General features: G+C 38.8%; 20 protein-coding genes. 13 read left to right on the top strand and 7 right to left on the bottom strand.

Annotation, left to right across the window (positions count from 1 at the left end; genetic code table 11):
• The first annotated feature begins 54 nt into the window (after positions 1–54).
• The 11 genes from HMPREF1128_RS02995 (at position 55) to HMPREF1128_RS03045 (ending at position 11,650) form a co-directional block, all read left to right on the top strand.
• On the top strand, positions 55–1,500 hold the full coding sequence (locus tag HMPREF1128_RS02995) for an alanine/glycine:cation symporter family protein (RefSeq protein ID WP_007524748.1): 1,446 nt from the start codon (positions 55–57) through the stop codon (positions 1,498–1,500).
• Between the two features lie 162 nt (positions 1,501–1,662).
• Positions 1,663–3,456, top strand: coding sequence for a translation elongation factor 4 (gene lepA, locus HMPREF1128_RS03000; RefSeq protein WP_010129889.1), 1,794 nt, complete (start codon positions 1,663–1,665; stop codon positions 3,454–3,456).
• Positions 3,457–3,549: 93 nt separating this feature from the next.
• Complete coding sequence (lepB, locus tag HMPREF1128_RS03005) at positions 3,550–4,506, top strand: signal peptidase I (protein ID WP_007524376.1); 957 nt, start codon at positions 3,550–3,552, stop codon at positions 4,504–4,506.
• 108 nt (positions 4,507–4,614) lie between these two features.
• Complete coding sequence (gene rnc, locus HMPREF1128_RS03010) at positions 4,615–5,286, top strand: ribonuclease III (protein WP_007524262.1); 672 nt, start codon at positions 4,615–4,617, stop codon at positions 5,284–5,286.
• A 48-nt stretch (positions 5,287–5,334) separates the two neighbouring features.
• Positions 5,335–6,240 (top strand): GTPase Era, encoded by a 906-nt coding sequence (gene era / locus HMPREF1128_RS03015; RefSeq protein WP_007524849.1) that lies wholly within the window; start codon positions 5,335–5,337, stop codon positions 6,238–6,240.
• 23 nt (positions 6,241–6,263) lie between these two features.
• Entirely contained in the window at positions 6,264–6,992 is a 729-nt protein-coding gene (recO, locus tag HMPREF1128_RS03020) for a DNA repair protein RecO (protein WP_007524640.1), read from the top strand.
• A 128-nt stretch (positions 6,993–7,120) separates the two neighbouring features.
• Positions 7,121–8,344, top strand: a complete 1,224-nt coding sequence (rhlB, locus tag HMPREF1128_RS03025) for an ATP-dependent RNA helicase RhlB (RefSeq protein WP_007524614.1) — start codon at positions 7,121–7,123, stop codon at positions 8,342–8,344.
• A gap of 10 nt (positions 8,345–8,354) precedes the next feature.
• Positions 8,355–8,795 (top strand): hypothetical protein, encoded by a 441-nt coding sequence (locus HMPREF1128_RS03030; protein ID WP_029495359.1) that lies wholly within the window; start codon positions 8,355–8,357, stop codon positions 8,793–8,795.
• Positions 8,796–8,822: 27 nt separating this feature from the next.
• A complete protein-coding gene (locus HMPREF1128_RS03035; RefSeq protein WP_007524575.1) occupies positions 8,823–10,307 on the top strand; it encodes a helicase HerA-like C-terminal domain-containing protein in 1,485 nt (494 codons plus the stop codon).
• Positions 10,308–10,338: 31 nt separating this feature from the next.
• Positions 10,339–11,097, top strand: a complete 759-nt coding sequence (udp, locus tag HMPREF1128_RS03040) for a uridine phosphorylase (RefSeq protein WP_007524307.1) — start codon at positions 10,339–10,341, stop codon at positions 11,095–11,097.
• Positions 11,098–11,182: 85 nt separating this feature from the next.
• Positions 11,183–11,650, top strand: a complete 468-nt coding sequence (locus HMPREF1128_RS03045) for a hypothetical protein (RefSeq protein WP_007524532.1) — start codon at positions 11,183–11,185, stop codon at positions 11,648–11,650.
• Positions 11,651–11,690: 40 nt separating this feature from the next.
• On the opposite strand, the gene HMPREF1128_RS03050 is transcribed toward HMPREF1128_RS03045, so the two are convergent.
• The gene (locus HMPREF1128_RS03050; RefSeq protein WP_007525552.1) at positions 11,691–12,149 is read right to left on the bottom strand and encodes a MarR family winged helix-turn-helix transcriptional regulator; all 459 of its coding nucleotides are present in this window, start codon (positions 12,147–12,149) and stop codon (positions 11,691–11,693) included.
• Positions 12,150–12,300: 151 nt separating this feature from the next.
• Here HMPREF1128_RS03050 and HMPREF1128_RS03055 point away from each other — a divergent pair, with 151 nt between their 5' ends.
• Positions 12,301–13,140, top strand: a complete 840-nt coding sequence (locus HMPREF1128_RS03055; protein ID WP_010129888.1) for an ABC transporter six-transmembrane domain-containing protein — start codon at positions 12,301–12,303, stop codon at positions 13,138–13,140.
• Positions 13,141–13,253: 113 nt separating this feature from the next.
• On the opposite strand, the gene HMPREF1128_RS03060 is transcribed toward HMPREF1128_RS03055, so the two are convergent.
• Positions 13,254–13,739 carry a hypothetical protein gene (locus HMPREF1128_RS03060; RefSeq protein ID WP_007525212.1) on the bottom strand — a complete coding sequence of 162 codons (486 nt, stop codon included), beginning with the start codon at positions 13,737–13,739 and terminating at the stop codon, positions 13,254–13,256.
• Between the two features lie 203 nt (positions 13,740–13,942).
• On the opposite strand from HMPREF1128_RS03060, the gene HMPREF1128_RS03065 reads away from it, so the two are divergent.
• A complete protein-coding gene (locus tag HMPREF1128_RS03065) occupies positions 13,943–14,620 on the top strand; it encodes a TIGR02117 family protein (RefSeq protein ID WP_007525373.1) in 678 nt (225 codons plus the stop codon).
• A 114-nt stretch (positions 14,621–14,734) separates the two neighbouring features.
• On the opposite strand, the gene tsf is transcribed toward HMPREF1128_RS03065, so the two are convergent.
• The 5 genes from tsf to ytfE form a co-directional block, all read right to left on the bottom strand.
• Positions 14,735–15,586, bottom strand: a complete 852-nt coding sequence (gene tsf / locus HMPREF1128_RS03070) for a translation elongation factor Ts (protein ID WP_007524524.1) — start codon at positions 15,584–15,586, stop codon at positions 14,735–14,737.
• A gap of 88 nt (positions 15,587–15,674) precedes the next feature.
• Positions 15,675–16,385 carry a 30S ribosomal protein S2 gene (gene rpsB, locus HMPREF1128_RS03075; RefSeq protein ID WP_007524596.1) on the bottom strand — a complete coding sequence of 237 codons (711 nt, stop codon included), beginning with the start codon at positions 16,383–16,385 and terminating at the stop codon, positions 15,675–15,677.
• A 259-nt stretch (positions 16,386–16,644) separates the two neighbouring features.
• Positions 16,645–18,426, bottom strand: a complete 1,782-nt coding sequence (locus HMPREF1128_RS03080; RefSeq protein ID WP_007525157.1) for an ABC transporter ATP-binding protein/permease — start codon at positions 18,424–18,426, stop codon at positions 16,645–16,647.
• Between the two features lie 128 nt (positions 18,427–18,554).
• Entirely contained in the window at positions 18,555–20,699 is a 2,145-nt protein-coding gene (locus tag HMPREF1128_RS03085; RefSeq protein ID WP_007524978.1) for a TonB-dependent siderophore receptor, read from the bottom strand.
• 211 nt (positions 20,700–20,910) lie between these two features.
• Positions 20,911–21,585 (bottom strand): iron-sulfur cluster repair protein YtfE, encoded by a 675-nt coding sequence (gene ytfE / locus HMPREF1128_RS03090; RefSeq protein WP_007525560.1) that lies wholly within the window; start codon positions 21,583–21,585, stop codon positions 20,911–20,913.
• Between the last annotated feature and the right edge of the window lie 5 nt (positions 21,586–21,590).

Genomic DNA, 21,590 nt, shown 5'->3' on the forward strand with positions numbered 1-21,590 from the left:
AATTCGTTACAATGCAAAAAGTTCATTTTTTAGCATTTAACATAGTGAGGTCTTATGGATACCATTATTTCAGGGTTTGAAAATCTATTAACCTGGTTCGTAAATACCGTAGATGGGCCACTTTGGGATATAACTATTTTGTTACTCCTTGGTGTGGGAATGTTCTTTACCATTACGACCGGCTTAGTGCAGCTACGCTTGTTGCCTAGAAGTATTCGTGAGATGTGGGGGGGGCGCGCTGCAGAAGGCGATTCGTTAACACCATTCCAAGCTTTCGCAACAGGGCTTGCTAGCCGTGTAGGTGTGGGTAATATTGGTGGGGTAGCGACTGCTATCGCATTAGGTGGGCCAGGTGCGGTATTTTGGATGTGGGTTACGGCATTTATTGGGATGAGCTCAGCATTTGCAGAATCAACTTTAGCGCAGCTTTATAAAACGCGTGATCCGAATGGGATGTTTCGTGGTGGGCCTGCTTACTACATCACTCGTGGTTTAAAATTTAAACCGATGGCAATTGCTTTTGCGGTAACTTTAATTTTTACTTTCGGTTTTGCATTCAATGCAGTGCAATCTAACTCCATTGTTGCCGCAACAACCAACGCATGGGGCTGGAAAGGCGAATATGTTGGTGCTGTTTTAGTAATCTTAACTGGCATCATTATTGCTGGTGGGGTAAAACGCATTGGGCAAGTTTCTTCTAGAGTTGTTCCTATGATGGCGCTGTTTTATTTAATTATCGCAGTGATTATTTTAGGAATGAACATGAGTCGTGTGCCTGCTATGTTCAGCTTAATTATTGATAGCGCTTTTGATTTCTCTGCGGTAGCTGGTGGAATGTTCGGTAGCTTAGTTTCTAAAACGATGCTGATGGGGATTAAACGTGGTTTATTCTCTAATGAAGCGGGTATGGGTTCTGCACCAAACTCAGCAGCAACTTCAGATGCAAAACACCCAGTAAGCCAAGGCTTAATCCAAATGCTTGGTGTATTTGTGGATACGATGGTCGTTTGTAGCTGTACTGCAGTCATTATTTTAATGTCAGATAACTATGGCAGCCAAACCTTAAAAGGGGTTGAGCTTACCCAAACGGCATTGCAATATCACTTAGGTGATTTCGGCGTACACTTCCTTGCTTTTATTCTCTTACTATTCTGCTATACCTCAATTATTGGGAACTATGCTTACGCAGAAACCAACATTCGCTATATCAGAAACAAAGCATGGTTTGTTTGGAGCTTTAGAGCAGTTGTATTATTCTTCGTTTACTTTGGTGCAGTACGTGATGGCGGGATTGTTTGGGCATTTGCTGATACCATCATGGCATCAATGGCTGTTATTAACCTCATTGCGATTTTAATTTTGTCACCATTAGTTTGGCGTGTATTAAAAGATTATCTACAACAAGCTAAAAATGGCGAAGAACCAGTCTTTAGAATTGAAGAACATAAAGATCTAATCCATCGCGGCGTTGACCCGTTAGTTTGGAAATCTAAAGAATAATTTTATCAAGCGGTTAATTTGCAAAAAAATCTGACAAATTAACCGCTTGTTTCATTTCTCCCCTTACTCTTCCTTTCCAAAGCCTTTAATTTCAAGTAAAATCACCCGATTAAATTTTTGGCTTATTAAATAATTAACAGGACATTTTTTGCCCTTATGAACATGAAAAATATTCGTAACTTTTCAATTATCGCGCATATCGACCACGGTAAATCAACTTTATCAGACCGTTTAATTCAAACCTGTGGTGGTTTATCTGACCGCGAAATGGCAGCGCAAGTATTAGATTCAATGGATCTTGAGCGCGAACGTGGTATTACCATCAAAGCACAAAGCGTAACCTTAAATTATAAAGCGAAAGATGGTGAAACCTATCAGCTTAACTTCATCGATACTCCAGGACACGTGGACTTTTCCTATGAAGTATCTCGTTCATTAGCGGCTTGTGAAGGCGCATTATTAGTTGTTGATGCAGGGCAAGGGGTAGAAGCGCAAACCTTAGCAAATTGCTATACCGCAATTGAAATGGATTTAGAAGTGGTGCCAATTTTAAACAAAATTGACTTACCTGCAGCCGATCCTGAACGTGTAGCGGAAGAAATTGAAGACATCGTTGGAATTGATGCAATGGAAGCGGTACGCTGTTCGGCAAAAACAGGTGTTGGTATTGAAGATGTGTTAGAAGAAATTGTTCACAAAATTCCTGCACCAGAAGGTGATCCAGAAGCACCATTACAAGCACTGATTATTGACTCTTGGTTTGATAACTATTTAGGCGTGGTGTCATTAGTTCGTGTGAAAAATGGCGTGATTAAAAAAGGCGATAAGATCAAAGTGATGAGTACAGGGCAATCGTACAATGTTGATCGTCTTGGTATTTTCACACCTAAACAAGAAGATACCACCGAACTTAAAACTGGTGAAGTGGGCTGGGTTGTTTGTGCAATTAAAGATATTTTAGGGGCACCAGTAGGGGATACCTTAACCCATCATCACAATTCAGCAACAGAAGTCCTGCCGGGCTTTAAAAAAGTTAAACCGCAAGTTTATGCAGGTTTATTCCCAATTAGCTCAGATGATTATGAAGCTTTCCGTGATGCGCTTGGCAAATTAAGTTTAAATGATGCTTCATTATTCTACGAACCAGAAAACTCCACGGCATTAGGCTTTGGTTTCCGTTGTGGTTTCTTAGGCTTATTGCATATGGAGATCATTCAAGAGCGTTTAGAGCGTGAGTATGATTTAGATCTCATTACAACAGCACCGACCGTAGTTTATGAAGTCCTACAAACCAATGGCGAAAAGGTGTATGTCGATAGCCCAGCAAAATTACCACCAATTAGCAACATTAGTGAAATTCGTGAGCCGATTGCTGAATGTAATATGCTTGTGCCACAAGAGTTTTTAGGTAATGTGATTACGCTTTGTGTGGAAAAACGTGGTGTACAAACCAACATGGTTTATCACGGTAACCAGATTGCGCTAACGTATGAAATTCCAATGGGCGAAGTGGTATTAGATTTCTTCGATCGCTTAAAATCTACCTCTCGTGGTTATGCTTCGTTAGATTATGGTTTCAAACGTTTCCAAACGGCGGATATGGTTCGCGTAGATATTATGATCAACGGCGATCGTGTTGATGCATTAGCGCTGATTGTGCATAAAGATAATGCACCATATCGCGGACGCGAATTGGTGGAAAAAATGAAAGATTTAATTCCACGCCAACAATTTGATATTGCGATTCAAGCGGCGATTGGGAACCATATTATTGCGCGTTCAACCGTAAAACAATTACGTAAAAACGTATTAGCAAAATGTTATGGTGGTGACGTAAGCCGTAAGAAAAAACTCCTTCAAAAACAAAAAGAGGGTAAAAAACGCATGAAATCACTCGGTAACGTAGAAGTTCCGCAAGAAGCGTTCTTAGCGATTCTTCATGTTGGTAAAGATTAGTGATTTAATCTGGAATTTCCCCTTATGCAAGCGGTCAGATAAGATGCAAATTTTGCAAATTGACCGCAATTTTTTGATAAAAGGAGACCCATTATGGGAGTAGTTATACCGGTAGTATTTATTGGTGTATTGTATGGAATTTGGAAATGGTTGGATTCACTACAAATTCCAAACGGCATTTCGATTATCCTTGTTGGCCTCGTGATTATTTGCGGTGGTTGCTGGTTATATGAGAAATGCAGTAGCGCTAAAGAGAAGAAAAACGGCATCAGCGAATTTTTTAGTTCGCTGTTTGGGGTGTTAACGTTAGTCACCATTTTACGTTCTTTCATTTTTGAACCCTTTCAAATCCCAAGTGGTTCAATGGAGCCTACGTTGCGTGTCGGTGATTTCTTGGTTGTGAATAAATTTTCTTATGGCATCAAAGATCCCATTTGGCAAAATACGCTAATTGAAACAGGACGTCCCGAACGTGGCGATGTAATTGTTTTTAAAACACCTAAACAAGCTTTATTAGAAAGTTCTCCACAGCAACGTTCAATTATAGCGAAAGAATTGGATGCGAAAGGCGATAATATGTCGGGTGTGGATTACATTAAGCGTATTGTCGGAATCGGTGGCGATAGAGTTAAATATGATGAAGCGAATCAATCTTTAACTGTAACGCATAAAGATGGTACGGTTAAAGTATTCCAATACGAAGGTGCAAAAGCTAATCCAGATTTCTTCTATCGTGGCGAAATGCAAATTGAGAAAACTGAAATTGGCGACATTACACATCAAATTCTCAACCACCCTAACGCATTCCATTACGCGCCTTACTTCTTCCAACAAGAAGGCCAGCCAACGAATGAATGGTTGGTGCCGGAAGGATATTATTTTGTGATGGGCGATAACCGCGATAACAGTGAAGACAGCCGTTTTTGGGGATTCGTACCAGAGAAAAATATTGTAGGTAAAGCGACATTTATTTGGTTAAGTTTAGATAAAAAACCAAATGAGTTCCCGAAAGGTTTACGTTTTGAGAGAATGTTTACCTCAATTCAATAATTAACAAGCGGTTAAATTTGCAAAATGTTTTGCAAATCTGACCGCTTTAAACCTTTGAAGGGCAAGCAATGCCCTTTGTAACAAAAACTTGGGAAATCCCAAAAAATTATGCAATTAGAACGATTACAGAAAAAATTGGGTTATCAATTTGAAACCCTTGATTACCTCACTCAAGCCTTAACCCACCGCAGTGCGGCATCAAAAAATAATGAGCGTCTTGAATTTTTGGGCGACTCCATCCTGAATTTTGCTATCGGCAAAGCGTTATTTGACCAATTTCCAAAAGCTAATGAAGGCGAGTTAAGCCGAATGCGTGCGACTTTAGTGCGTGAACACACTTTAGCAATGATTGCGCGTGAATTTAACTTAGGAGAATTTCTAAAATTAGGGCCGGGCGAGTTAAAAAGTGGAGGCCATCGTCGAGAGTCCATTTTAGCGGACTGTGTAGAAGCCATTATTGCTGCGATTTATCTTGATAAGGGAATTGAGCAAGCCATGCAGAAGGTATATGACTGGTATGCGGGATTCCTTGCAGAAATTAAACCGGGCGAAGCACAGAAAGATCCTAAAACGCGTTTACAAGAATTTTTACAAAGTCGGAAACAGCCTTTGCCAATCTATGAAGTGATTGATATTAAAGGCGAAGCGCATAATCAAACTTTTAAAGTAAGCTGCCAAGTTACCCAGCTTGATATGCTATTTATTGGTAGTGGGACAAGTCGCCGTAAAGCGGAACAAAATGCGGCGGAACAAGTGCTAGCGGCAATTACGAAAAAATAATCCATAATTGCCCGACTAAGTGGGCAATTGAATGAATAGGAATACAAAATGACAGAAAATCAAAAAACTTATTGTGGCTTTATTGCCATTGTTGGGCGTCCTAACGTAGGGAAATCGACCTTATTAAATAAAATCCTTGGGCAAAAGATCTCAATTACTTCACGTAAAGCACAAACGACTCGCCACCGTATTGTCGGCATTCATACTGAAGGCGCTTATCAAGCGATCTATGTGGATACGCCAGGGTTACATATTGAAGAAAAACGTGCAATTAACCGTTTAATGAACCGTGCAGCCAGTTCTGCTATTGGTGATGTGGATTTGATTATCTTTGTGGTTGAAGGAACCAAATGGACTGAAGATGATGAAATGGTACTAAACAAATTGCGTGCAGCCAAAGCGCCTGTTGTGTTAGCGATCAACAAAATCGACAATGTAAAAGAAAAAGATGAATTATTGCCACATATTACCGAATTATCACAAAAATTTGATTTTGTTGAGATTCTGCCGATTTCAGCTCAACGTGGTAAAAACGTTCATATTCTGCAAAAAATTGTGCGTGATTCTTTACGTGAAGGCGTTCATCATTTCCCAGAAGAATATGTAACAGATCGTAGCCAACGCTTTATGGCATCGGAAATTATTCGTGAAAAATTGATGCGTTTTACAGGAGAAGAATTACCTTATTCTGTGACGGTAGAAATTGAACAATTCAAAGTTAATGAGCGTGGTGTTTATGAAATTAACGGCTTGATTTTAGTTGAGCGCGAAGGGCAGAAAAAAATGGTGATTGGTGCTAAAGGGCAGAAGATCAAAACCATCGGTATTGAAGCGCGTGCAGACATGGAACGTTTATTTGATGCTCAAGTACACCTTGAACTTTGGGTAAAAGTAAAATCTGGTTGGGCAGATGATGAGCGTGCTTTACGTAGCCTTGGTTACATGGACGAATAGTACCCTCTGAATCGGAACTTGGTATGAATGAAAGCATTCCGTTAGAACGTGCTTTTGTGTTGCATCGACGAGAATATAGCGAAAGTAGCTTGCTCGTCGATTTCTTTACGGAGCATCATGGGCGTTTAACTTTATTGGCTAAAGGGGCAAGACGAGGGAAATCTCCGTTAAAAGCCGTATTGCAGTCTTTTACGCCTCTGCTTTTGCGTTGGACGGGAAAGGGCGAGTTGAAAACGTTAACCAAAGCGGAAGCTATTTCAATGACACTGCCGATGATGCCAATGGCTTTATATAGTGGTTTTTATGTCAATGAAGTGCTCACTCGGGTGCTAGAAAATCAAACGCCTTACCCGCAGTTATTTCAGCAGTATTTGCAATGTTTAACGAGTTTAGCGGTGCAACCTAATCAACTTGAACCGACTTTACGAACTTTCGAATTTCATACGTTAAAAGCGTTAGGCTATGGCGTTGATTTTACGCATTGTGCGGCGACTGGCGAACCTGTTTTAGCGAATATGTGGTATCAATTTCGAGAAAACGAAGGATTTATTGCTTCACTTTTACAGAACAATTTGAGTTTCTTAGGTAAAGATTTATTGGCTTTTGAAGCCTTAGATTTTAGCGAGAAATCCACACAACAAGCAGCAAAGCGGTTTACCCGAATGGTATTAAAACCTTATTTGGGCTCACAGCCATTAAAAAGTCGAGAGCTCTTTCAAACTATTTTGCCGAATAAGTTAAAAAGCGGATAACAACAGGCTTTCTAAAGCGTTTAAAAAGCGGTCTGATTTGCAAAAAATGTTGCAAATTCGACCGCTTTTTTCGCTTTCTGTGGCGCTTTGTGGTATCTTTCCAAGAATGATATTAAGAGGAAATATTTATGTCTAAACACCTCACTGAAACACGTTTTTCAGATTTACCGATTCATGAAAAAATTGTCGCTTCACTGAATCAAAGCGGCTTTGAATTTTGCACACCGATTCAGGCGAAAACATTGCCTATTACTTTATTAGGCAAAGATGTCGCAGGACAAGCGCAAACTGGTACGGGAAAAACCATGGCATTTTTAATTGCCACCGTCCATTATTTATTAACGCATCCTATTGAGAAAAAAGCCAATCAACCGCGCGCGATAATTATGTCGCCTACTCGTGAGCTGAGTATTCAAATTGCGCATGATGCTGAAAAATTACTACGTGATACTGGGCTACAATTAGCACTTGCTTATGGTGGGGAAGGGTATGATCAGCAAGTGAATACGATTACGCAAGGGGTTGATATTTTAGTAGGGACAACTGGACGCATGATTGATTATGTCAAACAAGGGATTATTAACCTTGATTGCGTACAAGTTATTGTGCTTGATGAAGCGGATCGTATGTTCGATTTAGGTTTTATTAAAGATATCCGCTATTTAATGCGTAAATCACCGAAGCCGGAACAGCGTTTGACTTTACTTTTCTCAGCTACACTTTCACCAAGAGTTAGAGAGTTAGCTTATGAAGATATGCATGAAGCGCAATATGTTGAAGTCGAACCATTGCAGCGCACAGGGCATCGCATTAAAGAAGAATTATTTTATCCATCTAATGAAGACAAAATGGCGCTTTTGCTAACCCTTTTAGAAGAAGAATGGCCAGAACGTTGTATTATTTTTAGTAATACGAAACATAAATGTGAAGAAATTTGGCGTTATTTACAAGCAGATGGGCATCGTGTTGGATTATTAACGGGAGATATCCCTCAGAAAAAACGTGTAGCGATCTTGGAAGGATTTACCGCGGGCAATGTTGATATTTTGGTTGCAACTGATGTCGCTGCGCGCGGATTGCATATTCCGCAAGTAACTCATGTATTTAACTACGATTTACCAGATGATCGAGAAGACTATGTTCATCGTATCGGGCGAACAGGGCGAGCAGGCGAGAGTGGTCATTCAATTAGTTTTGCTTGTGAACGTTATGCCGTGAACTTACCGGCGATTGAAGAATATATTGGCCATGCCATTCCGGTTAGTCAGTATGATAGCCAAGCGCTATTACATTTACCGAAAGTTTCACAACCACGGACAAGAAGTTATTCTCCAAATAAACGCAAACGTTAATAACCGCTTTATGCTTAGAAAAAGATGGATTTTAGGGATTTTGTTCTCTTTCTTGCTTAGTGCATGTGGAACAGCCAATTTGGATACTGTGTTAGAAGATTTAAATAACTTAGATAAGTTATTCGAACCAGAAGAGCGTCAAGGTGTCCCTGTTTTGAAAGAAAGTCCGCAACAAAATGCGCTGGTGAAAAAATCAAAGAAAACTCGAGCCAAACGAGTTCCTAATACGACAACAGAAAATATGGTAACAACGGTCAGATTAAATACTGCCCAATGCAGTGAACCAGATGATTGGTATTTAGACGGCTATCGGGTAGGGAAATCTTTCCGTTATCAAAAAGAGGCAATGTATCAACAGCGTGTGAACTATTGTCGCAATACGCTTTCTCATACGCATCAATACCAACAGCAGTGGGAAAACGGCTTTAAATATGGCATTAAAAAGGCATAGCCTTTTAAAACTACAAGAGAATCAATTATGGCACACTATGGCATCGCTCAAAGTAAAAATGGGCAAATTATTTCATTAAATTCTAAAATGGCAAACCGTCATGGTTTAATTACTGGTGCAACAGGAACGGGTAAAACAGTCACGTTACGCAAATTAGCAGAGGCTTTTAGTGATGATGGCGTACCAGTTTTTTTAGCAGATGTGAAAGGTGACCTTTCAGGCCTTGCACAAGCGGGCGGATTTAGTGGAAAAGTTGCAGAACGTATTAACCAATTTAATTTAGGCGGAGAGGATTATTTAAGCGGTTATCCAGTCTCTTATTGGGATGTATTTGGTGAAACAGGTATCCCATTAAGAACAACGATTTCTGAAATGGGGCCGATGTTGCTTTCTCGCTTACTTAATTTAAATGACACACAAGAAGGTTTATTAAATTTAGTTTTCCGTGTAGCTGATGATAAAGGCTTATTACTCATCGATCTGAAAGATTTGCGATCAATGCTTAAGTTTGTTGCAGATAATGCTAAAGCGTTCCAAGTGGAATATGGCAATGTTTCAGCCGCGAGTATTGGTGCGATTCAACGTGCATTATTAACCCTTGAAAATGAAGGTGCAGAGAAATTATTTGGCGAGCCAGCATTAAATTTGCAAGATTGGTTACAAACCCGAGATGGCAAAGGCGTTATCAATATTTTAAATTCAGAAAAATTAGTGAACTCTACGCGTATGTATGGTGCGTTCTTGCTTTGGTTTATGGCTGAGTTATTCGAAACGTTGCCGGAAGTAGGCGATTTAGAAAAACCGAAATTTGTACTATTTTTTGATGAAGCGCATTTATTATTTGACGGTGCGCCAAAAGTATTGGTAGATAAAATTGAGCAAGTTGTTCGCTTAATTCGTTCTAAAGGTGTGGGTGTTTATTTCGTAACACAAAATCCGCTAGATTTACCTGAATCAGTATTAGGTCAATTAGGTAACCGTATTCAGCATGCGTTAAGAGCCTTTACTCCACGCGATCAAAAAGCAGTAAAATCCGCTGCCGAAACATTCCGTGCAAACCCTGGCGTGAATGTTGTAGAAGCGATTACCACTTTAGGTGTTGGTGAAGCGCTTATCTCAATTTTAGATGAAAAAGGAATGCCAACACCAGTAGAAATTGCTATGGTTTACCCACCGAAAAGTCAGTTGGCACCATTGAGTAATGAAGAGCGAAATGCCTTAGTAAAACAAGATGATTTATATGCATATTACAGCCAATATGTTGATAATGAGTCTGCTTTTGAAGTATTAAATGGTCAGCAACAAGTGGCAACAGCAGAGAAAGTGGAAGAAGAGGATGAAGGATTCTTAGGTGGCATGCTTTCTTCAATTTTTGGTACCAAAAAGAAAAAAGAACAATCGCTAGCGGAACAAATGGTAAGTCAGGTAGCCCAACAAGTAGGACGTAATTTACGTAATCAGGTTACTAAACAGATTATGCGTGGAATTTTAGGCGCAATTACTAAGAAATAATTTTAATCGATCGAAAATAAGGAGATTGACTATGTCAGATGTATTTCATCTTAATTTAACTAAAGCGCAATTAAAAGGTGCAACATTAGCAATTGTTCCTGGAGATCCAGCTCGTAGCGAGCGCATTGCTAAACAATTAGATAATCCTGAATTTTTAGCGAGCACTCGTGAATATAACTCTTGGTTAGGTTATATCAATGGTCAGCCGATTGTGGTTTGCTCAACGGGTATTGGTGGGCCTTCAACCTCAATTTGTGTGGAAGAATTGGCTCAACTAGGTGTTCGTACTTTCTTACGTATTGGAACTACTGGTGCCATTCAACCGCATATTAACGTAGGGGATATTTTAATCACTACTGCTTCAGTTCGTTTAGATGGTGCAAGTCAACATTTTGCCCCATTAGCGTATCCAGCGGCGGCAAACTTTGAATGTACAACGGCACTCTACCAAGCAGCAAAACAAAAAGGCGTAACGCCTTATGTTGGTATTACAGCATCATCAGATACATTCTACCCAGGTCAAGAACGTTATGACACTTATAGTGGTAAAGTTTATAAAGACTATCAAGGCTTGTTAAAACTGTGGCAAGATCTCAACGTAATGAACTACGAAATGGAGTCTGCAACTTTATTTACGATGTGTGCGGCTTTAGGCTTAAAAGCGGGTATGGTTGCAGGCGTGATTGTTAACCGTACTCAGCAAGAAATCCCAAATGAAGCGACAATGAAAGAAACTGAAGAAAAAGCAGTTTCTGTTGTTGTAGAAGCTGCAAAACAGCTATTGGGTTAACTTGAAATAACCGTTTGCAGTTTATTGCAAGCGGTTATTTTTTTCTTAAAATTTGCAAAAGGAATTTATTGATTAAGGAATGAGCATGAAAAAGAATTTAATATTGGCTTTGATCACAACCGTTTTATCAGCGACATTTGTTACAGAAGTATCAGCGATGTCAAGAGACACTCCAGAGATTATCCTCTCCGTTTTTGATAAAAGACAAAATCCCTCTCCAGATTTACATAAAAAAGAAATTTCTCGTTCAAATAAAAATGAGTTAGTGTGCTGGGTGGCGACAGGGATATTTGATGAGCAGGAAATTGTCACTGAAACTCTTGAAGCTGAAGGAATACATGAATTGTCTACAGATGATTTGAAAAACGCCAAATTGGTTTCATCTCCAGATAAAAAAGTCAATTCAGTTACTTATACTAATCCAAGAAAGACTCCGAATACAATGTCAAATTGTTGGGAATTTGAGCCGCAAGATCCGATTGGTAAATATGTTCTTACTGTGAAAATTGGTAAACATGAATTGGAAAAACAAGTTTTCTATGTTGGGAAATAATTTCTACCATTACAACTGCCATGTTTTAGATTTTCACAATCTATACATGGCTTTTTTTATTATCTTTCTTTAAGCGTAGTATTTCACTTTGGCAGATTTGGCTAAATTCATGCATTAGCGTAAATAATTGGGTCGTTTTTTCTTCACCAAAAGTTGCTAGTGCATTATCACACAATAGATTAGTATTCTGCATGACAGGTTCAGCTTGTATTTTACCTGAATCAGTTAAGCACATGATTCGTTCACGTTTGTCTGTTTCACTTATTTTAAATTCAATCCAGCCTCTTTCTCGATAATCTTTACAAATATTAAATACAGTTTGTTTTGGGAGGTAGTGAATATCGCAAATTTCCTTTTGTGTACATTGCTGATTAGGGGTAGAAGCAAGCGTATAGAGTACAGCAAAATGTGCATAGCTTAGTCCTAATTCGCTAATCCAACTGTCCATTACAGCATCTATTTCCCCAATATGTTTCCCGATAAGATCAAAACTATACATTAACATTCCTTACTCTTTTTGTATTCAATAAAATTGTAGCATGTTTATATAATCAAATAAATAGTCTTAAAATTTACTTGTTTTTGATTTTCAAATGGATTAGACTTTTTGGATTAGTAATTTTTAGGACTTTTATGGCGTTATGTGGAGAATGTTAACAAATATAGCTAAAACTCATCAAAGAAAATTATTGGTGACTTTGGGCTTAGTTGGAGCAGAAAATCTATTATTAATGATTTATCCAGTTTTTGGTGGATGGGTTATTAATGCGGTTATAGACGGCAATATTTTTCAATCATTAATGTATGGTTTAGTTGTGCTATTGATGTGGATGATAGGTGCATTACGGCGGGCAGTAGATACCCGCACTTTTACAAAAATCTATACTCAAATTGCTGTTCCTGTAGTATTAGAACAACGAGAAAAGCAAATATTACATTCGGCAATTACTGCTCGGGTAGCGCTGTCTAGAGAATTTGTTAATTTCTTTGAAGAACATTTACCAATTGCAGCAACGTCTATTGCTTCTATTTTGGGTGCTTGTGTAATGTTACTTGTTTTAGAGTTCTGGGCAGGTGTATTGGCTTTAATTATTTTGGCATTGTTTAGTTGGTTACTCCCTAGTTTTGTAGCAATGAGTGAATCACTTTACTTTCGTTTAAATAATCGATTAGAAAAAGATAATTACTTTATTAAGGAAGGAAAATCTAATCAGCTTTGGCGGCATTATGATTTAATGGCACGTTTTCGGATATTGATTTCTAATCGAGAGGCAATCGGGTATTTAGCTGTTGGCATTGCCATGAGTATACTTTTTGGATTTGCTTTTTCATGGATGGCGATTCAAGGCAATGTAAATGCTGGGCATATTTATTCAGTTAGCACTTATCTATGGATGTTTGCGATGAGCTTAGATGATGTCCCGAGATTAGTTGAACAATATTCTAACTTAAAGGATATTAGCGAAAGAGTGAATTTAGTAAAAGAATAAAAGAAAATAACCGCTTGAGATTATTTATATAGCTGTTACTGGTAAAGCAAAATAGAATATGACCATGTTAGAGAAGGCATATTCCAGAAACATGGTCATTTTAAGATGAAAAATTATTTTTTAACGTAGAAAACTTGTTTTTCTAATTCTTTTTCACCAATTTTAACGGTAAGAACATATTTACCGATAGGATCTTGATTGTCTAATAACCAACAGTTCATCATATATTTACCGTTTTCTATTGTTGGGCGAGTATAGGTGATGGTATGAACTTTTTTATCTGATGATGAAACTACTTTAGCGCCCTCAATGTTGTTTATGGTAAATTTCATTTTTGCTGGCGAGTGGAATATTTCTTTTACGGTTTCTTGTTCTGCAAATGTGCCCGTTGCCACCCAGCAGATTTGCTCATTTTTATTTGAACGAGAGAGTTCTTTTTTGTTTAAATCTGGAGATGGATCTTGTGTTTTATCGAAAACAGAGAGATAAATCGTTGGCAGAGCAGCATTTTCTGATTTATCTTCTTGAGTTGATGTTGATGCGGCAAAGGTTGCTGATGAAATCATTGCGACTAAAGCAAATGTGGAGATTTTTTTCATGTTAATTCCTTAGTTAATGAATAGATTTATTAGCCTACATATTATACCGATACAATTCATTTCTGCTACTATTAAATAGTCATTTTTGCTAATAGGAGAAACTAAGTAAATTGAATAGCAACTAGGTAAAATTTAATGAAAAAATGGCTAATTTGATGGAGAATAACAAGATGAAATCGTTAATTTTTTATAAAACCTAAATAATGTGTTTTTTAACTAAATTGCTTAAAAAAATCGGTAAGTGGCTGCTAATCTTTCTACTTTTTGTTTTCTCTTATCTTTTAGCCGCTTGGATTTTCGCTTCGTTACCGGTTAATCAGGCGCAGCCAAAAGGGGAAATTACGCTATTTTTAGTCAGTAATGGCGTTCATACTGATGTGGTTATGCCCTTGAAAAATGAGATTTTTGATTGGACTAGTGTTGTAAATCCAGTCGATACTATTACTGATGATGCCAATGTAGCCTATGTCGGGTTAGGATGGGGGGAGCGTAATTTTTATTTGTACACGCCAGAATGGAAAGATTTAAGTGTATCTAATGCACTTGGGGCATTAAGTGGGTTAAATCGCACACTGATTCATATCACATATTATAACTTTGAACCAAAAGAAGATGATTATATCGTGAAATTTTCTGCTACTTCTGAGCAATATCAACGGTTAACAAAATTGCTATCGGAGAGTTTTAAGCAAGAAGATGGGAAAACTATCTTACTTAAAGGTATTCATTATCAGTCTAATGATGCTTTTTACGAAGCGAAAGGGCGTTATCATTTATTTAATACTTGCAATACTTGGTTAAATGACCGATTAGTAGAAAGTGGGCTGAAAGGTGTTTATTGGACGCCATTTTCCTCACCATTGCTAGATTTGTATCGGTAGTTTCTAGTTTTCAAGCTAGCCTAATAGACCGAGCTGCTTGTAGTAGAGGTGGAGAAAAAGCAAAATAAAAAAGCAGATCACAATGATCTGCTTTTTTGTATTCTCTAGAGAAAATTAAGCGTTACCGCCAGTGATTTTTGCAACTTCTGCTGCGAAATCTTCTTCAACTTTCTCGATACCTTCACCAACTTCTAAACGGATGAAGTTAGAAACTTTAGTATTTACAGATTTTAAGTAGTCACCTACAGATTGTGAAGGATCCATTACAAATGCTTGACCGGTTAATGAAACTTCACCGGTGAATTTCTTCATACGGCCTTCAACCATTTTTTCTGCGATTTCTTTTGGTTTACCAGAGTTGATTGCGATGTCAATTTGGATTTGACGTTCGTGTTCTACTACATCTGCAGAAACATCTTCTGGGTTAACGAATTCTGGTTTAGAAGCAGCAACGTGCATTGCAACTTTTTTCAATTCATCTTCAGAACCTTCACCAGCAACTAATACACCGATTTTTGCACCGTGTAAGTATTGTGCGATTACTTGGCCTTCTAAGTATTGAACACGGCGGATATCCATGTTTTCACCGATTTTTGCTACTAATGCAGCACGTTTTTCTTCAAATTGTGCTTTTAATGCATCGATAGTGGTGCCTTTGTTTGCTGCAGCAAAATCAACAACTTCGTTTGCTAAGCCTAAGAAGCCAGCATCTTTTGCTACGAAGTCAGTTTCACAGTTCATTTCAACTAATACGCCGAAACCTGCGCCAACGCGTGCAACGATTACGCCTTCAGCTGCTACACGACCAGCTTTTTTAGCTGCTTTAGCTTGACCTGATTTACGCATGTTGTCGATTGCTAATTCGATATCACCGTTTGCTTCTACTAACGCTTTTTTACATTCCATCATGCCAGCGCCAGTACGCTCACGAAGTTCTTTTACTAATGATGCTGTAATTTCAGCCATTTTAATATCCTCAGAATAAATTTAGATAAGAAAACAGGGACGATATTTTGCCCCTGTTTTTGGTAAATGAAGGGCTAAAGCCTCAGAATTATTCAGCTGCTAATTCAGCTTCAACGTTTGAACCTTTACCTTCTTTGATTGCAGCTACAGCTGAATCTAAGTAAAGTTGGATCGCACGAGTTGCGTCATCGTTACCAGGAATGATGTAGTTTACGCCATCCGGTGTAGAGTTGGTATCAACGATAGCAAATACAGGAATACCTAAGTTGTTTGCTTCTTTGATTGCGATATGTTCGTGGTCTGCACCGATTACAAAAATTGCATCAGGTAAGCCGTTCATATCTTTGATACCGCCTAAGCTTAACTCTAATTTTTCTAACTCACGGGTACGCATTAACGCTTCTTTTTTAGTGATTTTGTCAAAAGTACCGTCTTGAGTTTGAGCTTCTAAATCTTTTAAACGTTTGATTGATTGACGAACAGTTTTCCAGTTAGTCAACATACCACCTAACCAACGGTGGTTAACGTAGAATTGTTGGCATTCTACTGCTGCTGCTTTAACTGCTTCAGATGCTGCACGTTTTGTACCAACGAATAATACTTTACCGTTGTTGCTTGAAATGCGAGTTAACTCAGCTAATGCTTCGTTGAATAATGGTAAAGTTTTTTCTAAGTTGATTACGTGAACACCGTTACGCGCACCGAAAATGAATGGTTTCATTTTTGGGTTCCAGTAACGAGTTTGGTGACCATAGTGAACGCCCGCGTTAAGCATATCGCGCATAGAAACTTGTGCCATAAGAATTTTCCTTTTATGTTGTTTGCCTTGCCACTTATGAAAGACAAGACGGGGTTTAGCCTCCACATATCCTAGAAAATCAACGATTTCTCGCACCCCAATCTCTAGCTGATGATATGTGTGTGTTTTAGTGTTAAAAAATAAATCCTGTTTAACGTCTATTAGATAGACGAAAAACGGGCGAAATTATGCCAAAAAAACAACCAAAAATCTAGTATAAATTTGCAAGCGGTCGAAAAAATTTGACCGCTTGTAAAAACTAAATCGCATAAGCGCATTCATAACGAGGCTTACCTAACATGAGCTGTTTATTATGGAAACTTTGTAAGGTACCACGATGACCAACACTGATGATAATACTCTCCGGCAACCAATGTTTTACGGTTCGATAAAGCACCGCCTCAGTTGGTTCATCTAAGGCAGAAGTGGTTTCATCTAGGAAAATCAATTTAGGTTTCGCTAGAATAATACGCACGAACGCAACACGTTGTAATTCACCGGGAGAGAGTGTTGCTTGCCAATCAGTCTCGATATCAAGTGCGTGTGTATATTTATCTAATGCACACACTTCCATCGCTTGCTTAATTTCAAAATCAGTTGCTTCAAGGTGAGGGTAGCAAATTGCCTCACGTAAGGTGCCTTGTGGCATATAAGGTCGCTGAGGTAAGAACAATTGCGAATCAGTACAAGTATGTTCAGCCTCACCAAACGTTTCAAACGGGTAGATACCTGCAAGTGCCTTTAACAAGGTCGTTTTACCGGCACCTGAGGCGCCTTGAATCAGCAATGCATCTCCTGCTTGTAACTCAATATTGATATCTTGTAGTAGCACTTTACCTTCAACATCTTTTAACCCAAAATTTTTAAGATGGAAGCCATTTGCACAAGGCATAGGTTTCTTTTCTGGTAGTGCATCTAGGTTATCTAAGGTTGTAAAAAAGCCATAAAGACGATTTAACCTGGCTTGATAAAGGGTAAATTCCTCATAAAACAGGCGGAAAAATGAGAGCGCGCGCATTAAACGGTTAAATGATTGAACCGTTTGGTGCATATCCCCAAGGCTGGCACTACCTGCAAAGAAGCGCGGCGCTTGTAGCATCAGCGGCAGGATCATTGCGATTTGCGTGACCCCAGTATTAAATCCATCTAATCCCAACATTTTGCGCACAATTTTCCAACGATTTTGAATAATTGCCTCAAATTTATGTTGCAAATGCGTCTGTTCTTTCTCTTCGCCTGAATAAAACGCGATACTTTCAGCGTTATCTTGAACACGAATCAGAGAATAACGATAATCCCCTTGTAGTTTTTCTTTATTAAAGTTGAGATTGATCAGTGGGCGACCAATCCAAATTGACAAGGTAGTAGCAATCAAAATAAAAAGATAGATAAAGAACACGACGCCTTTTGGTATTTCAAGGCCAAATAGCGGAAGAATACCTGAAAGCCCCCAAAGAATAATGGTAAATTCAATTGTCGCAACCACCGAATTAACGACACCGCGCACCATTTCAATGGTTCCTGAAATGAATGCTGTGGCATCTTGTTCAATACGTTGGTCGATGTTATCTGGTAATTCTTTCTCATATTGAACACGAAAGTAATTTTTGTTGTTTAACCAACGCAATAACATCTCTTTATTTAAACTTTCCAGCCATCGAATTTCAACCATTTGGGTCAGAAAATAGTTGAGAATAGAGTGAATGATTTTAGTGATGACTAAAAGTGCATTGATGCCCGCAAAGAACCAAAAGGCACTGGCATCTTTGTCTTGCAAGGATTTATATAATCCGTTGTAAAAAAAAGAATTAAGCACGCTAATGCGCACTTCAAGTAACACCATTAAGAGAAGTAATAATGCCAAGACGATGGCTTTAGGTTGATTAGCTTTTTGCCAACAAGGGCGGGTAATATGCCAGAATTTCTGCCCGAAGGGTGTTTGGCGGATTAGATAAGCGCTAATCACTAGCCCACATGAGGCATAAATAAGCGCCATTATCAGCCAAGAAAAACTTTGGTTGAGTTCAGTTTGCCAATTCATGAATGGTAGAATGTTAGATAAAATCTCTATGACAAAAGGTGCGCGCGAGGCACACCTTCTTGATTACGATGCAAGCGGTCGAATTTTCGTAAAAATTTACCAAAATGAGACCGCTTGTTTTTTTATGTTTAGAATGAATATTCCATATTTGCCCAGTAAGTACGTGGCATACCTAACACCGCAAAGCTGCGGTCATATTGTCCACGTTGAACTTGCCAGTAGTGTTTGTTGAAGGCATTTTCAACGCCACCACGGAAAGTTAGGCTTTGTTTATCACCCATTTTTACTACATATTTTGCGCCGAAATCTACAGTGGTGTAAGAAGGCAATTTGTAGTTTGCAGCTGTATCTTGGTAAGAGCTACCGTAGTATTGTAGTGCTGCATTTAAGGTTAAGTTTGGTACAAATGCAGGATCCCATTCAATAGCAGATTTCGCAATCCAGCGTGGGCTGGTTACTTGTACACCGTTAATAATCGTGTCTTTAAAGGTTGGGAAATCAAATACTTTCGCTTGGTTATATGCCATGCCGATAGATGGACGTAGGCTATTGTTTAACAAGCTTGCATAGGCATTGAATTCTACGCCACGATTACGTTCTTTTCCGTGTTCTTTACCTGCCAGTGATTTCATCGCCTTGGTATTACCACGAATGATGCCTGGACGACGGATTTCATAAACGCTTAAAGTGGTGGTTAGCCATTCATCCCAGTTTTTACGTACACCGACTTCAAGTTGTTTACTCACGCGTGGGCTATTCATTTCCCCAGTTTCTGGATCGGCATTACCTGGTTCTAAATCTTCTAAATAGTTACTGTAGAAAACGGTATCTGGATTTACACTATATGCTAATGCCACCATTGGGCTGAAACGGTTAGCTGTTAATTTTGTGCCATCAGTTTTGTCTAATTGCTTAATCCATTGGAAACGTCCACCCAGGGTTAAGCGAAGGCTATCTTCTATAAAACCAAGTGTGTCAGCAAACGCAAAGCTGCGAGCGGTAAGTTTGCTGTCGGTGTTTTGAGTGGTTGGCGCTAAACTAAAGCTTGAAGCAAGATTGCCAAAAGTTGGTGAATAAATAGAACCGCCAGAAATACGACCATTGGTTTTTGCACTATTATCGTGGTCACGTTGACGAACCACTTGATCATAAGAAAGGTTCCAGTTGTGAGAAACTAGGCCCGTAGCTAATTCACCTTGTAATTTCAGGTTGCCACTGGTTGTGCGGGTGCGGAAATCAAAGCCACGAATACCCGTTACATCAAAATTACCATTTTGTTTAATTGAAGTGATTTGACCAAATGCACCATCGTATCTTGATTCCATATGACCTAAACCACCTGAAAGCATCATGTTGTATGGTAAATCATATTCAAAGGTTCCCATCACAGTTTCATCACGCGTTGTTTGACCAATCCATGCTGGGTTTAAGTTAGTTTTGCCATTAGGGGCAGAAGGTACGGTATAGCTTAAGTTTTGCAAGTCTTGCAAACGTGCACGACCACCATTGGTATCACGTTTATTGATCATGTAATCTACGCCAACACGTAATTTATCACCACGATAATCCGCGCCAATCGCTAATTCTTTAGCTAATTCATCATAATGATTACGTGCGGTATCGCCATCACGATATTTCCCGCTAACGCGTACGCCCCATTCTTTGTTTTGTCCAAAACGACGACCAAAATCGAAGGTTTCTTGTAAACGATTATTGCTATACCAACCAAAACCAATTTTATTGATATCTTCATCGGTTGCGCGTTTGGTTTCAACATTCATTGAAGCGCCTGCAGAGCCTTCAGGATCCATCCCTGTCGTTGCAGTAGATGCCCCTTTAATTAACTGTGCTGCAGCAACGCCGGCGGTTGGCGTATTATAAGTTGAGTATAATCCAGCTAAGCCATTTACACTGATTTGGCGAGCATCTAGCTGTAAGTTACGAACATAAACGCCAGAAATTGTATTAGTTTCGCCACCGAAGTTCATCACTGAAGCATCAGTTTTCGCAATCGCATCAACCACGTTACGTGGTGCTTTGTCTGCAAATGCTTTTTCATCATAATTCACGACAGCAATAGGTGAGTTGAATGCAGTTTGACGACCTAATAGACTTAAATTGACGATTTCTTTTTGTTTATCGCCAGCCGCTTTGGCTTTTTCAAGTTGAGCTGTAACATCAACGTGTTCTAAATCTGTTGCGCTTTCATTAGCAAATGCAAAAGCAGGAAGGGCAAATAATGCCGTATAAATCATGTTGTGTTTGAATTTCATAATAACCTATCAAATTTAATAAAAAGAATTAAAAATGGCTGAGTATATTACCTGATATTGAAATGAAAATCGCTCGCAACTGATTTGAATTTACGTTAATTTACAACGAAAGAGTGAGGAGAAAGGAAATAAAATAAGGAAAGCAAGCGGTCAAATTCTTTTCATTTTTTGCAAAAAAATCGAAAAATTTAACCGCTTGTATCAAAGTTTATTATGGCGCATCACCACGTAATGCTCTTGGGAAGAGAATATTGTTTTCTAAATGGACATGCTCCATTAAATCTGCCGAGAAGGTTTTTAAACCCGCATAAAGCGTAAGCCAAGTATTGCAAGCACCTTCTGGCGGAGTAAGGTTATTCGTTAATTTTTGAATATCCTCTAAATCTCGGCCGGCTTCATCATGCTCAGATTCCATCACTGAAATTGGCATTGCAGCCATTGGGCCTCGACCAGATTTAATCAATGGGAATAACACTTGCTCTTCTTTCATCATATGATTTGTTAAATCATCATAAACTTTACGCACAATATAAGCTAAACCTTTCGGGCAGTTAGGATGATCTTGATGTACGCTTTCTACTTTTTCCGCCATCATAATCAGATCCGGTAATTGCTCACGGTGCGTGTTGTGATAACGCGGAATAATAAAATCAACAATTTCCGCTAACGGAGCTTCAGACCAGTTACGGGTTGATTCACTTGGCTGTTCCGCAATTACAGCAAGAGAAGCTTCAATCACGCTTACATCTAATCCTTTAGCTTGCGCTGCAGCAGCTAAAGTTTGTTTTCCACCACAGCAGAAATCCAACCCTAATTTTAAAAATAGAGAAGTTGAACGAGGTAATTTGGTGGCAATTTCACCTAAAGTTAAATCTTGATAGGACATAATCA

It is taken from the genome of Haemophilus sputorum HK 2154 (assembly GCF_000287615.1).
Taxonomy (GTDB): Bacteria; Pseudomonadota; Gammaproteobacteria; order Enterobacterales; family Pasteurellaceae; genus Haemophilus_A; species Haemophilus_A sputorum.

Bases quoted from the DNA above. Each gene is read 5' to 3' on its own strand.
- HMPREF1128_RS02995 (WP_007524748.1), top strand. From the start codon at position 55: ATGGATACCATTATTTCAGGGTTTGAAAATCTATTAACCTGGTTCGTA.
- lepA (WP_010129889.1), top strand. From the start codon at position 1,663: ATGAAAAATATTCGTAACTTTTCAATTATCGCGCATATCGACCACGGT.
- lepB (WP_007524376.1), top strand. From the start codon at position 3,550: ATGGGAGTAGTTATACCGGTAGTATTTATTGGTGTATTGTATGGAATT.
- rnc (WP_007524262.1), top strand. From the start codon at position 4,615: ATGCAATTAGAACGATTACAGAAAAAATTGGGTTATCAATTTGAAACC.
- era (WP_007524849.1), top strand. From the start codon at position 5,335: ATGACAGAAAATCAAAAAACTTATTGTGGCTTTATTGCCATTGTTGGG.
- recO (WP_007524640.1), top strand. From the start codon at position 6,264: ATGAATGAAAGCATTCCGTTAGAACGTGCTTTTGTGTTGCATCGACGA.
- rhlB (WP_007524614.1), top strand. From the start codon at position 7,121: ATGTCTAAACACCTCACTGAAACACGTTTTTCAGATTTACCGATTCAT.
- HMPREF1128_RS03030 (WP_029495359.1), top strand. From the start codon at position 8,355: ATGCTTAGAAAAAGATGGATTTTAGGGATTTTGTTCTCTTTCTTGCTT.
- HMPREF1128_RS03035 (WP_007524575.1), top strand. From the start codon at position 8,823: ATGGCACACTATGGCATCGCTCAAAGTAAAAATGGGCAAATTATTTCA.
- udp (WP_007524307.1), top strand. From the start codon at position 10,339: ATGTCAGATGTATTTCATCTTAATTTAACTAAAGCGCAATTAAAAGGT.
- HMPREF1128_RS03045 (WP_007524532.1), top strand. From the start codon at position 11,183: ATGAAAAAGAATTTAATATTGGCTTTGATCACAACCGTTTTATCAGCG.
- HMPREF1128_RS03050 (WP_007525552.1), bottom strand. From the start codon at position 12,149: ATGTATAGTTTTGATCTTATCGGGAAACATATTGGGGAAATAGATGCT.
- HMPREF1128_RS03055 (WP_010129888.1), top strand. From the start codon at position 12,301: ATGTTAACAAATATAGCTAAAACTCATCAAAGAAAATTATTGGTGACT.
- HMPREF1128_RS03060 (WP_007525212.1), bottom strand. From the start codon at position 13,739: ATGAAAAAAATCTCCACATTTGCTTTAGTCGCAATGATTTCATCAGCA.
- HMPREF1128_RS03065 (WP_007525373.1), top strand. From the start codon at position 13,943: ATGTGTTTTTTAACTAAATTGCTTAAAAAAATCGGTAAGTGGCTGCTA.
- tsf (WP_007524524.1), bottom strand. From the start codon at position 15,586: ATGGCTGAAATTACAGCATCATTAGTAAAAGAACTTCGTGAGCGTACT.
- rpsB (WP_007524596.1), bottom strand. From the start codon at position 16,385: ATGGCACAAGTTTCTATGCGCGATATGCTTAACGCGGGCGTTCACTAT.
- HMPREF1128_RS03080 (WP_007525157.1), bottom strand. From the start codon at position 18,426: ATGAATTGGCAAACTGAACTCAACCAAAGTTTTTCTTGGCTGATAATG.
- HMPREF1128_RS03085 (WP_007524978.1), bottom strand. From the start codon at position 20,699: ATGAAATTCAAACACAACATGATTTATACGGCATTATTTGCCCTTCCT.
- ytfE (WP_007525560.1), bottom strand. From the start codon at position 21,585: ATGTCCTATCAAGATTTAACTTTAGGTGAAATTGCCACCAAATTACCT.